The sequence below is a fragment of the Trichococcus shcherbakoviae genome, assembly GCF_963666195.1.
In the GTDB taxonomy this organism is placed as follows: Bacteria; Bacillota; Bacilli; order Lactobacillales; family Aerococcaceae; genus Trichococcus; species Trichococcus shcherbakoviae.
The window spans coordinates 1,373,000-1,385,749 of the sequence record NZ_OY762653.1; the positions used below are offsets into that span (position 1 = coordinate 1,373,000).

Sequence of the window (12,750 nt, forward strand, 5' to 3'; positions counted from 1 at the left end):
TATAGGAATATTTCGTGGAAGGACGAACCATCTGTATTAAAATGAAAGCAACCATGGGAAAACTGTCCTGACAATTCCCGAAATGACCAATTTTTCAAGGAAGGGGGGAAGTCCATGAATCCAAAAAAATGCAACTTATGTGCTTATATATTGGGTTCCGCTTGCCTGATCGGAATAGCCCGGTATCCGGAAGTGCCTACAAATTGGTGGCTCACAATCGGCATATGCAGCGGTCTCTTGTTTATTTCCAGCAACTGCATGGAATCCTCGCAGCATTGGACTTTCCTTGGCATCGATGTCTTGAATCTGATCGTGCTGGCCTTGCTTATTCAGATCCTTCCGCCAAGTTTGGGGCTGGCTCTGAATGTCGTTGTCCTCTTGGCAATCTTCCTGCTTCTCTATGTCAAAAGTACCTTTTACGAAAAATAGCTGCTTTTGTATTCATTGTTTCCGGTCGCAAGCTTGCCTGTACTGTGAAAGGGGGCATCACCCATGAATTGGATCCGTCTGATCATCGGCGATATATGGTTTCTGTAGCAAATCGGTTACGAAAAAAATAAGCCAAGGTTGGGGTTTTCATTCCCGCCTTGGCTTATTTGATGGAATCCTTAAGCTTTTTCGCCTATGAATTCTCCATTTTTGGTCAAATGTTGTTTCGAAATCTCATTCAGGATTACGTGCACGCTTTCCTTCGATACATTGGCGTTTTTTACGACAGCATCCACGACATCGCGCATCAACGCTTGTTTCTGCTCGTCGGTTCTGCCTTCCAGCAATTCGATGTGAACATATGGCATTTCAATTCCCTCTTTTCGCTTTATGGTTTCGACTCAGTTTCATTTTAACAAGACTCCCTGTAGATTGCACCTCTATTTGGAGGCGATGTAAGTCTTCAGGCGTTCAGCCGCCTCGGCGACCATCTCCGTGCTCAACGCATAGCTCATGCGGACATAGCCTTCTCCGCCTGGTCCGAAGATCGAGCCAGGCAGCATGCCTACTTTGGCGTTCATGCCGATTTCGCGGCAGAAAGCCTTATCGTCCGTACCGAACTTCGCCGGAATCTTCGCAAAAGCATAGAAGGCACCTTTCAGCGCGGGAACCTCAAAGCCGGCTTCCTGCAAAGCGGGAACGAGGATGTTTCTTCTTTTCTCATATTCGGAACGCATCTTTTCGACATCCGGCGCGCTGTTGCGGAACGCCTCCTCGGCAGCCCGGTTGGAAACCGTTACGCCAGTCGTCACCAATTGCTGATGGGCCAAGAACAAGGTCTTCATCCATTTCGCATCCGCTGCGAGCACACCGACGCGCCAGCCTGTCATCGCAAAGGCTTTCGAAGCACCTTGGAACAGGATCGTGCGGTCGCGCAGCATGGTCGCGATCGAAGTATGCTTTTCCCCGTAGGTGATTTCGCTGTAGATTTCATCGCTCAAAACAAAGATATCGTACTGCTTGATTGCGTCGGCCAAAGCCGTCAGTTCTTCTTTTGTATAGGTAGCTCCCGTCGGATTGCTCGGATAGTTCAAAAAGATCGCTTTGACATTTTTGTTTTCGGCCATCGTCTTGTGCAGCAGCTCCGGTGTCATCAAAAAGTCGGTGTCGGAAGTATCGACGAGGATGCACTCGCCGCGGTTCAGTTCCACTGCATAACTGTATAATGGAAAGAACGGCGACGGGATGATGACCTGATCGCCCGGATTCAACAAGCCGAAAGCCGCGGCGAAGAGCCCTTCAGTAGCACCCACAGTCATCACGATCTCCGTTTCAGGATCGTAGTGCAGATCATATTGCTTTTCCAGGAATTCGCTGACTGCTTTCCGGACGCCGATTTCGCCGGAAGTGTGCGCATAATGGGAGGCATTGTTCTCGATCGCCTTGATGGCGGCCTGCTTGACGTTTTCGGGCATATCAAAATCCGGTTCCCCGATCGTCATCGGAATGCAGTCTTCCACACTGCGGAAAAGTTCATCAAATTCGCGGATCTGCGAAGGTTTGATGCGGGAAAATAGTTCATTCGTTGTCAAAGCCATGTATTACATCCTCCATCCAAGTTTGCATCACTGCCGGAAACCCTATCGGCACATGCTTTTTTATAGATCATATCCTTTTTCTCACATAATTTTAATATTAATCAGAATACGACTATTCAGTCCATAAGTCAAGCGTACCATGGCATCTCCCAATTAAAGAGAGCGTTTTCCATTGCGAAAAATGAGAAAGCTCGAAAATTTTACGTTTCTTTTTAATCTTAACTGTTGACAAAGAAAGCGGGATTGGGTATATTAATCACATCAAAAACACAGCGAAGAGAAGAGTAAATCATTCCACTCCTTCATTAGAGAGCTTGGTCAGGTGAAAGCAAGCAAGGAAGTGTTGGTTGAAGATGGTCTCAGAGTGGCTTGTCCGAAGAGTAACTTCTTAAGACAGGACGGGAACGCCCGTTACAGTGTCTCAGTATGACTTGCAGCAATATGCAGGCGCACTGGCTAAGGCGGATGCAGCGATGCTTTCGTGAACTAAGGTGGTAACACGAGATCGAACTTTGACCTCTCGTCCTTATCTTGCGCATAGATGATGCAGCAGATAAGGCGAGAGTTTTTTGATTTTATGATAAACTGTAAACGCAAGGAAGAGGAAAGTAAAAATCGAAACGTATCACAGCGAGCCTGGATGGATGAGAACAGGTATACGGAACGGTTTTGAAGATGGCCTCGGAGCGGGAAGGATGAGCTGCACAAGCGGTAAATCCTTCATGGGAGCACCCTTTATCGTGCACGAGTGAAGCAAGCCTTCACTCATGGAGGAATCCTGCCGTGAGGGGGATTCGAACAAAGGTGGTAACACGAAGCGTCCGCATTCGTCCTTAACGTCATAATTTTTTGATGTAGGATGGATGCTTTTTTTATTAGAGGAGGAAAGATACATGATCAGTCTACAGGATATCTCAGTGACTTTTAAAACTGACAAAAACAAAGCCATCCATGCCGTACAGCATGTTTCGTTGGAAGTCGATAAAGGCGACGTCTACGGCATCGTTGGATACAGCGGCGCCGGCAAAAGTACATTAGTAAGGACCATCAATCTGCTGCAGCGTCCGACCGAAGGAAAAGTCATCGTGAGCGGAAAAGACATGATGGCATTGAACGACAAGGACTTGCGTGAGTCGCGCAAAAAAATCGGGATGATTTTCCAGCATTTCAATCTGATGCGCTCCCGCACCATTCACGACAACGTCGCATTTCCCTTGAAGAATTCTTCCTTAAGTAAACAGGAAATCCACGACAAGGTAACCGACCTTCTTTCATTAGTAGGGTTGTCCGAAAAAGCCAATGCTTACCCTTCCCAATTGTCCGGTGGGCAAAAGCAACGTGTGGCCATCGCCCGCGCCTTGGCTAATGACCCGGAAGTGCTGCTTTGCGACGAAGCGACCAGCGCGTTGGATCCGAAGACGACTTCTTCGATACTGGCTCTGTTGAAAGAGCTGAACAAAAGATTGAACCTGACGATCGTCATCATAACCCATGAGATGCAGGTCGTGAAGGAAATCTGCAACAAAGTGGCTGTGATGGAAGACGGTGGCGTGATCGAGTACGGCTCGATTCTGGACATCTTCACGAAGCCGCAGAACCAATTGACGAAGGACTTCATCGATACAGCAACGCATGTCGAACACGGCATCGAGACAGTCATCACCCACCCTACCATCCTGAACCTGAACGAGCATGATGTGCTGACAAAGCTTTCCTTCGTCGGCGGTTCCACAGGCGAACCACTCATCGCCAAACTGGCCAACACGTTCAATGTCCAAGGCAACATCCTCTTCGGCAACGTCGAGATACTGCAGGACACGCCAGTCGGCACCCTGCTGCTCGTCCTGAGCGGGACACCCGAAGCGATCGCGAAAGCCGTCCGCTATCTGCAGGATAACGGCGTAACGGTGGAAATCATCACCGAAGAAATCATCGCCGAAAAGAAAAATAAAGGAGGCGACGCAGAATGAACACATTCATGACAACCTTTCTCCCTAACGTCTCTGAGATTTGGGATGAAGTGCTCCTGAGCACATGGGAAACCTTATACATGACACTCATTGCCGGACTGATCGCCGGTGGGCTTGGCGTCATCCTGGGGGTCATCTTACTGGTCACAGAAGATGGCGGCATCCTGGAGAACAAACACCTGTACAACGTTCTCGATAAGCTGGTCAACATCTTCCGGTCGCTGCCTTTCATCATCCTGATGGCACTGATCGTACCGTTCACCCGCTTCGTGGTCGGCACTTCGATCGGAACGACCGCATCGATCGTGCCGCTAGTTGTAGCGACCGTTCCCTTCTATGCCCGTCAGATCCAAAATGCCTTGGTTGAAGTCGATCCCGGCGTCATCGAGGCGGCCCAATCAATGGGTGCCAGCCCTTGGGAAATCATCTTCCGCGTCTACCTGAAAGAAGGCTTGGCCGGCATCATCCGCGTGTCATCCGTAACGATCATCAACCTGATCGGTTTGACGGCAATGGCTGGAGCCATCGGCGGCGGCGGATTGGGTAACCTGGCCATCACCCGCGGCTATAACCGATTCCAGAACGACGTGACCTTGGTCGCAACCATCATCATCCTTATCATCGTATTCATCAGCCAAGCCATCGGAAATGCCTTGGTAAAGAAAGTCAGCCATTAAAAAAATAAAAAAACAAAATCGGAGGAAACAAATCATGAAAAAGAAAAACGTATTATTCTCAGGTGTTGCAGCACTTACCTTATTTTTAGCAGCTTGCGGAAGCAGCGACTCGAACACGGACTCAGCAGCGGACACTGCTTCTTCAGATAACGAGACAGTGAAAATCGGCGTAGTCAGCGAAGTCGAAGTTGAAGTCTGGGAAGATGTAGCCAGCCGTTTGGACGCAAAAGGGATCGAATTGGAAATCGTCCAATTCACCGACTATGTACAACCTAACGTCGCGTTGGAGAATGGCGACATCGACCTGAACGCATTCCAGCACGTTGCTTATCTTGAAGATTTCAACGCCAATAACAAGTCTGATCTGACTCCTATCGGCTTCACTTATGTTTCTCCACTTGGTTTGTATTCCGAAAAAGTTACCGACTATGCGGACATCGCCGATGGAGCTAAAATCGCCATCCCTAACGATGTGACAAACGGCGGACGCGCACTCCTGTTGTTGCAAGCAATCGGCCTGATCAAAGTCGACGAAGCAAAAGGAACAACACCGACAGTCAGCGACATCACAGAAAACCCGAAGAACATCAGCTTTGAAGAATTGGATGCTGCACAAGTTGCACGCTCCCTTCCTGATGTGGACGCAGCAATCATCAACACGAACTACGCTACTGATGCAGACCTGAATCCTAAAGAAGACGCCCTCTTCCTTGATACTGACAACATTGCAAGCGTTGCTGACGTCTACAAAAACATCGTAGCGGCACGTGCAGCAGATGTAGACAACGAAACCTACAAACAAGTTGTTGCGGAATACCAAACATCCGAAACAGCAGCGATCTTGGACGATGTCACAGAAGGCAACGACGTACCCGCTTGGGAACAGTAAGACCCCTTAACTTGTTTACAAAAATCACGTTTGCAGACGTGATGTAAAAATATAAAAAACAAATCGGAGGAAATACATATGAAAAAGAGTAAATTATTTGGTAGCCTTGTCCTTACAGCTTCATTATTCCTGGCAGCATGCGGAAACGGCGGAACAACCGCTGATTCATCCGCTGCAGAGTCCAGCAGCACAGTGGCAGCAGAACCGACTACAGTCAAAATCGGTCTGGTCAGCGAATCCGCAGTCGAAATCTGGGAAGCCGTCGCAGAGCGTCTTGCAGACGAGAACATCGAACTTGAAATCGTCAAATTCACTGACTACAACCAACCGAACATCGCGTTGGATAACGGCGAGCTCGACTTGAACGCCTTCCAGCACGTGGCCTTCCTGGAGAACTACAACGCAAACAACGACGCAGACTTGACACCGATTGGATTCACTTTTGTTTCTCCATTGGGGATCTATTCTAACAATTATACAGAGTACAGCGAAATTCAAGACGGCGACACGATCGCTATCCCGAATGACGTAACCAACGGCGGACGCGCTTTGTTGCTGTTGCAAGCCATAGACTTGATCACTTTGGACAACGCAACCGGCACAACACCAACCGTAGGTGACATCGTCGAAAATCCTAAGAACCTGAACATCGAAGAATTGGATGCAGCTCAATTGCCGCGTTCGCTTGAAGATGCAGGCGCTGCAGTCATCAACACCAACTTTGCCGTCGATGCTGGACTTGTACCGACTGAAGATGCCCTTTACTTGGATACAGACAACATCCAGGAAGTCTTGGACATCTACAAAAACGTTGTAGCTGCGCGTGCAGAAGATGTTGACAATGAAGTCTACAAAAAAGTTGTAGCGGCATACCAAACCGAAGAAACAAAAGCTTTGATCGCAGAAACAACTGCTAACACAGATATCCCTGCTTGGGACTAAGCGAAACCCTTTCTTCATCTTCAATAGCCTGAAAACATACTAAATATACGAGTAGCATCAAGCCGGTGCGTTTCTTTTCGCGCCGCTCTTGATGCTATCTTTATATACTAAGGAGCCCTTTACTAATGAAAAATAAGACATTTCTAGCAACCTTGACCCTTTCAGCCAGCCTTTTCCTTGCCGCTTGCGGCAACGCAGCCTCCGATCCCTCCAGCGATTCTTCCACTGCGGACGCGAATGAACCCGTCAAAGTAACGCTGGGCGTCGTCGGCGAAGTCAATGAGCCTTGGGATTACGTCATCGAAGAGCTGAAAGAAAAAGAGAACATCGAAGTCGAACTGGTCAAATTCACCGACTACACAACCCCTAACAATGCCTTAGCCGAAGGGGAGATCGATCTGAGTTCATTCCAGACAGAAATCTTCATGGACAACTACAACAGAGATCATGGAACGGAATTGACGACCATCGGCTATACGGTAATGGCTCCCTTAGGACTTTATTCTGAAAAAATCACAAGCATCAACGAACTGAAGGACGGCGACACGATTGCCATACCGAACGACGTCTCCAACGAAGGACGCGCTTTGATCCTGCTGCAGACAGCCGGACTGATCAAGCTTGACACTGCGGCCGGTTTGGTTCCGACAACTGAAGATGTCATCGAAAACAGATTGAACCTGCAGTTCCAGACACTTGAATCCAATCAGACTGCCCGCGCTTTGCAGGACGTGACCGCTTCTGTCATCAACAGCGGCATGGCCGTGGATGCCGGATTCATCCCGAGCGAAGATGCCGTCTTCCTTGAGCCGGTAACCGCAGACTCAAAACCTTATTACAATGTCATTGCGGCGCTTTCCGAAGATGTCGACAACGAGGTCTTCCAAACGATCGTAGCCTACTACCAATCCGAAGGAACGGCCAAAGTCATCGAAGAATCTTCAAAAGGCTCGCAGTTCCCGGTTTGGGACGAAGCTGAATAGAAAAGCTGAACTATTTCGAGGGGCTTGGGCCATTTGCCCACAGCCCCTTTCCTATACAGATCCAAGGAGGAACCCCTATGACAATCAACCAAAAACAGATCCACGAAGAAGTTAGCGATATCTACGACTACATCGTCGCCCTGCGCCGCCATTTCCATCGTCATCCGGAGCCGGGCCTGAAGGAATTCGAAACGATCCAACGCATAAAGGAGGAAGTCGAAGAAATCGGCGTGCCTTACATAAACGTCGGCGAGACCGGCATCTTGGTCACCTTGATTGGCGGAAAAGGAGCAGGCAAGACCATTCTGCTGCGCGCCGATATCGATGCACTGCCTTTACCGGATGAGACCGGCAAATCCTACGCTTCCGTCAACCCCGGTTTCAACCACGCCTGCGGGCACGACGGCCATACCGCTTCCCTGTTGGGCGCGCTGAAAATCCTGAAGGAACATCAGGATGAATTTGCCGGGACAATCCAATTCGCCTTCCAGCCCGCGGAAGAAATCGGCGCCGGAGCGCGCCAATTCGTGCGCGGCGGCTATATCGACGGCATCGACCATGTCTTCGGTATCCATCTCCAGTCCGGTACACAGTTGGGCAAAATCGTCGCTACACCAGGTCCTTCCAATGCGTCCTGCGACATCTTCAAAATCAAAGTTTCCGGCAAGAGCGGGCATGTCTCGCGTCCGGATCTGGGGCGCGATGCTTTGGTCAGCGCAGCCGCCATCGTAACGGAGCTCCAGACCATCGTTTCCCGTGAAGTGAAACCGACAGATGAAGTCGTCGTCGGCATCGGCGTGCTGCGCGCGGGAACGAACTACAACATCATCGCCAACGAGGCCGAAATCGAAGGGACCGTGCGTACCTTCAGCCATGAAGTCCGTGCCCAGGTGTTGGAGGCTGTGGAAAGGATCGCCCGTAATGTTTCGGATGCGCACCGCACCACCATCGAATTCTCCAACTACGATGCCGCGGCCCCGCTGATCAATGACATCCAGGCAGCCAACCATGCCATCAAGGTCGCTTCGGAAATCGTCGGATTGGAGAACGTAATCACCGATAGCCCGAAAAGCATGGGCGCAGACGACTTTGCGGATTACTTGGCGGTTGCACCCGGAGTCTACTGTTTCATCGGCACGCAGAGCAGCGAAGAGACAGCCTACGGACATCATCACGAGAAATTCGACATCGATGAAAAAGGGTTGGCCATCGCCACGGAGTTGCATATTTCCTATGCATTGTCCTACTTGAAAGAACCATTTTAATGCAAAAAAACGCGTCGCTCAGCTGGAATGATCCAACTGAGCGACACGTTTTTTTGTAAACAGCCTGTTACCAGCTTACCCGAAATCAATGCTGCCTTCCGCATTGTAGAATTCGCGCCAATCGACGAAGCCAGCATCCAATCCGCGGAGCAGCACTTCGGCTGTGCCGATATTGGTAGCCAACGGGATTTCATAGACATCGCTCAAACGGATCAAAGCGGTTACATCCGGTTCATGGGGCATAGCGGCCAAAGGATCACGCAGGAAGATCACCATATCCATTTTATTTTCCGAAATCATGGCGCCGATCTGTTGGTCCCCTCCGAGTGGGCCCGACTTGAAACGGTGTACGCTCAATCCTGTCGCTTCCATGATGCGGGTGCCGGTCGTACCGGTCGCGAACAATTCATGTTCTTCAAGGATTGCTTTATAGGCGGTACATAATTGAATCATCAAATCTTTTTTACGGTCATGCGCAATTAATGCTACTTTCATCTGATTTCCTCCCTGCAATTTTTATAAGAACAGTATATCATTTCGCGGGTTTTATGGTCGAACCGGTCGCAATATTTTTCTTTTCTGTACCGAAATAACCAAAATATATACGGATTTCTTCATATTGTCTTCACAATTGAGGACTATTATACAGATAGGCCAATCACAACAATCTTTTACTCTTCTTTACTCCTCCAAAGTAAAGAACAACTCCTTTATGCCACCGCTCTTATGAGCGGTGGTTTTTTTGAGCAAGCGGGTCGCTATTGCCCGGATAAAAATAGACTGCTTGAACACGCAGCACACATCGGTGGGTGTGGTTGTCCAATATTACCGATGAATCGGACAAGTAATACGCATCGGAGACCGTGGTTGTCCGATATTACCGATGAATCGGACAAGCAGCACGCATCGGAGACCGTGGTTGTCCAATATTACCGATGAATCGGACAAGTAACACGCATCGGAGACAGTGGTTGTCTGATATTACCAAAGAATCGGACAAGCAACATGCGGCGGCGTCACTGGTTGTCCGATATTACCAAAGAATCGGACAAGGACCACATTACCGAATACAAAAAGCTCAGCAGGATATCGCGATCCCGCTGAGCTTTTTCATGTATGCAATTTAAGCTAATTCTTCCCCGTTGGAGGCAATAACCTTCTTGTACCAATCGAAGGAATCCTTTTTGCTTCTTTCCAGTGTTCCGTTGCCTTCATTGTCCCTATCGACATAGATGAAGCCGTAGCGTTTCTTCATTTCGCCGGTCGTGAAGGATACGCAGTCGATGCAGCCCCATGGTGTGTAGCCCATCAGATCGACGCCGTCCTCTTCGACAGCTTTTTTCATTTCTTCGATATGCGTCTTCAGGTAGTCGATGCGGTATGGATCGTGGCAGCTGCCGTCCTCTTCCTTGATGTCGATGGCGCCGAAGCCGTTTTCGACGATGAATAATGGTTTTTCATAGCGTTCGTAGAACAGATTCAATGTGTATCGCAAACCTTCAGGATCGATCGCCCAGCCCCAGTCGGACTCCTCGATGAACGGGTTCTTCACGGAATGTGCGCTGGAACCGTCCAAAGATTTCGATACATCTTTATTTACGGTCGAATCGACGCAGTTACTCATATAGTAAGAGAAGCCGATATAGTCGACAGTGCCTTCAGCCAAAGCATTTTTGTCTGCTTCGGTGATGTCCAGGTTGAAGCCTTTGCGTTCGAACATCTTCAAGGCGTAAGCAGGATAGTGGCCGCGGCATTGCACGTCGCAGAAGAACCAGCGGTCATGCATCATTTGGTTGGACAAGACCATATCAGCAGGTCGAGACGAATAAGGATAGATCGGAACCATCGCGATCATATTTCCGATTTGGAAATCCGGGTTGATCTCTTTACCGATTTTTACAGCCAATGCGCTGGCAAGCAATTCATAGTGCCCACATTGGTACATCGCTTCTTCCGGATTCGGGTAGTCGCCGAAGTGCGCACCGGAGTTGGTCCAGCCGAAGATATCATTTTTATAGTTCATTTGGTTGTTGATTTCATTGAAGGTCATCCAATATTTCACTTTGCCCTTGTAGCGCTTGAAGCAGACTTCCGAAAATTTGACGAAGAAATCCACGGTCTTGCGGTTCATGAAGCCGCCGTATTCTTTGGCCAAATGATAAGGCATCTCGAAGTGGGAAAGCGTGATGACCGGTTCGATTCCGTATTTCAACAATTCATCGAAAACATCATCATAGAACTGCAGGCCTTCTTCGTTCGGCTCCGCTTCATCGCCGTTCGGGAAGATGCGCGACCAAGCGATGGAGGTACGGAAACACTTGAATCCCATTTCCGCGAACAAGGCAATATCTTCTTTATAGCGCCCATAGAAGTCGATGCCGACGTGGTTCGGGTAATAATTGCCTTCGACCACACCGTCCGTGATGACGCGGGGAACGCCGTGCGCTCCGGCTGTCATGACGTCCGCCACGCTCAAGCCTTTCGAGGTATTCAGGACCCCTCCTTCAAACTGATGGGCAGCCAATGCGCCGCCCCACAAAAAATCTTTATCCAGTGCCATAATGATCTCTCCTCTTATTTATATTTGATTTTATAAAACAAAATAATTGAAGCCAGTACCAAGGTGATGCCGTTCGCCGAAATGATAGCATAATCCTGGATGTTCCATCCGTGGATTAACCATAGAAAAACCCCAGCCACAAACATGGCGTACATGCCCAACGAGATGCCTGAGGTGTCTTTGGTTTTGATGATCTGCCACGCTTGCGGCACGAATGACAATGTTGTTAAAACAGCTGCGATGAACCCTATCATTTTTTTCTCCCCCTACCGATATGGATGTACGGCTCGAATGACCAGCGAAGCGGCTACATTCTTTTACTACTCGATTATAATGGATAGCGGAACAGAAACAATAACTTCTGGACACTCCGTAACACCGTTTACAAATTTCCCATTTTTTTGATCCGGATTATCAAATAACATTCACAAATATGATAGGATAATAGTGAGGTTCAGAAGAAACACGCGAGGGGGATGCGGATGCTCATCAGAGAACGGCTGGAGAATTTTGATTTCTCGAACAGCGAACAAAAGATAGTGACCTATATACTTGAGAAAAAAGCGGCCATCGAGGAAATGACCACAAAAGAGATTGCCGAGGCGACTTACACTTCCCCTTCCACATTGGTAAGGATTGCCCATAAGATGAACTTCAGCGGCTGGAGCGATTTAAAGGAAGCCTTCCTGAAAGAAGAGGAATATTTGCAGAAACATTTCAGTGAAATAAACGCCAATCTGCCTTTTCACCGTAATGATACCATCATGTCGATTGCAAGTAAAATTGCTGCCTTGGAAAAGGAATCCATCGACGATACCTTGTCGCTGATCACCCATGACGACCTGCAGAAGGCCATCCAGATCATCAGGAAGTCTTCCTATACCAGTCTTTTTGCAGTCAGCAACAACCTGTTGATCACGCAGGAATTCCAACACAACATGTCCCGGATCAAAAAACGAGTGGAAATCTGCTTGTTGCAGGGCGAAACGATCTTCAAGGCGCACCTGGCGGATCCTTCCTCTTGCGCAATCATCGTCTCCTATTCCGGAGAAACTTCGATATTGAACGAAACAATCCAATATTTAAAAGCGAACAATATCCCCATCATCGCCATCACCAATATCGGGGACAATACGACCGCCCGGCTTGCGGATTGCGTGCTCAAAATTTGCACAAGGGAGAAGCTCTATTCAAAAATCGCCACCTTCTCCACCGACAGCGCCATCGTGTACCTGCTGGACGTACTCTATTCCTGCATCTTTGCACTCGATTACGATGCCAACCTGCAACTGCGGATCAGCACTTCCAAGATGATTGAAGCCGGCCGATCCTCAACGGTTGATATCATCAAGGAAGAGGATCACGTTTCGAGATGATAAAATATCAGTTGTGTCCGCAAAAAACCATCGCTCCCAACCCGACGATGGTTTTTTTGTA

13 protein-coding genes and 2 other annotated features are annotated in these 12,750 nt (G+C 48.7%); of the genes, 8 read left to right on the top strand and 5 right to left on the bottom strand.

Annotated elements, in window-relative coordinates; translation table 11 throughout:
• Positions 1-114 precede the first annotated feature (114 nt).
• Complete coding sequence (locus ACKPBX_RS06385; protein WP_119093253.1) at positions 115-429, top strand: hypothetical protein; 315 nt, start codon at positions 115-117, stop codon at positions 427-429.
• Between the two features lie 179 nt (positions 430-608).
• Here ACKPBX_RS06385 and ACKPBX_RS06390 read toward each other — a convergent pair whose 3' ends face one another.
• Positions 609-797: a 2-hydroxymuconate tautomerase gene (locus ACKPBX_RS06390; RefSeq protein ID WP_068621684.1), complete on the bottom strand. Its 189-nt coding sequence runs from the start codon at positions 795-797 to the stop codon at positions 609-611.
• Between the two features lie 72 nt (positions 798-869).
• Positions 870-2,027 (bottom strand): aminotransferase class I/II-fold pyridoxal phosphate-dependent enzyme, encoded by a 1,158-nt coding sequence (locus tag ACKPBX_RS06395; RefSeq protein ID WP_319996334.1) that lies wholly within the window; start codon positions 2,025-2,027, stop codon positions 870-872.
• A gap of 263 nt (positions 2,028-2,290) precedes the next feature.
• Positions 2,291-2,558, top strand: a binding site (T-box leader).
• A 56-nt stretch (positions 2,559-2,614) separates the two neighbouring features.
• Positions 2,615-2,865, top strand: a binding site (T-box leader).
• A gap of 55 nt (positions 2,866-2,920) precedes the next feature.
• On the opposite strand from ACKPBX_RS06395, the gene ACKPBX_RS06400 reads away from it, so the two are divergent.
• The 6 genes from ACKPBX_RS06400 (at position 2,921) to ACKPBX_RS06425 (ending at position 8,753) form a co-directional block, all read left to right on the top strand.
• Positions 2,921-3,997: a methionine ABC transporter ATP-binding protein gene (locus ACKPBX_RS06400; protein WP_119093251.1), complete on the top strand. Its 1,077-nt coding sequence runs from the start codon at positions 2,921-2,923 to the stop codon at positions 3,995-3,997.
• Positions 3,994-4,674 (top strand): methionine ABC transporter permease, encoded by a 681-nt coding sequence (locus tag ACKPBX_RS06405; RefSeq protein WP_086628990.1) that lies wholly within the window; start codon positions 3,994-3,996, stop codon positions 4,672-4,674. Before ACKPBX_RS06400 ends, ACKPBX_RS06405 begins: the two co-directional genes overlap by 4 nt.
• A gap of 34 nt (positions 4,675-4,708) precedes the next feature.
• Positions 4,709-5,563, top strand: a complete 855-nt coding sequence (locus ACKPBX_RS06410; protein WP_086628991.1) for a MetQ/NlpA family ABC transporter substrate-binding protein — start codon at positions 4,709-4,711, stop codon at positions 5,561-5,563.
• A gap of 78 nt (positions 5,564-5,641) precedes the next feature.
• Entirely contained in the window at positions 5,642-6,505 is an 864-nt protein-coding gene (locus ACKPBX_RS06415) for a MetQ/NlpA family ABC transporter substrate-binding protein (protein WP_086628993.1), read from the top strand.
• 125 nt (positions 6,506-6,630) lie between these two features.
• Positions 6,631-7,488: a MetQ/NlpA family ABC transporter substrate-binding protein gene (locus tag ACKPBX_RS06420; protein ID WP_319996335.1), complete on the top strand. Its 858-nt coding sequence runs from the start codon at positions 6,631-6,633 to the stop codon at positions 7,486-7,488.
• 77 nt (positions 7,489-7,565) lie between these two features.
• Positions 7,566-8,753, top strand: a complete 1,188-nt coding sequence (locus ACKPBX_RS06425; protein ID WP_319996336.1) for an amidohydrolase — start codon at positions 7,566-7,568, stop codon at positions 8,751-8,753.
• A gap of 75 nt (positions 8,754-8,828) precedes the next feature.
• Here ACKPBX_RS06425 and mgsA read toward each other — a convergent pair whose 3' ends face one another.
• From mgsA to ACKPBX_RS06440, 3 genes are all read right to left on the bottom strand, one after another.
• Positions 8,829-9,248 (bottom strand): methylglyoxal synthase, encoded by a 420-nt coding sequence (gene mgsA, locus ACKPBX_RS06430; protein WP_086628999.1) that lies wholly within the window; start codon positions 9,246-9,248, stop codon positions 8,829-8,831.
• 628 nt (positions 9,249-9,876) lie between these two features.
• A complete protein-coding gene (locus tag ACKPBX_RS06435; RefSeq protein WP_319996337.1) occupies positions 9,877-11,313 on the bottom strand; it encodes a 6-phospho-beta-glucosidase in 1,437 nt (478 codons plus the stop codon).
• Positions 11,314-11,327: 14 nt separating this feature from the next.
• On the bottom strand, positions 11,328-11,567 hold the full coding sequence (locus ACKPBX_RS06440; protein ID WP_086629002.1) for an SWEET family sugar transporter: 240 nt from the start codon (positions 11,565-11,567) through the stop codon (positions 11,328-11,330).
• Positions 11,568-11,795: 228 nt separating this feature from the next.
• Between ACKPBX_RS06440 and ACKPBX_RS06445 the strand changes: the two genes are divergently transcribed.
• Positions 11,796-12,689, top strand: coding sequence for a MurR/RpiR family transcriptional regulator (locus ACKPBX_RS06445; RefSeq protein WP_319996338.1), 894 nt, complete (start codon positions 11,796-11,798; stop codon positions 12,687-12,689).
• Positions 12,690-12,750: the final 61 nt, after the last annotated feature.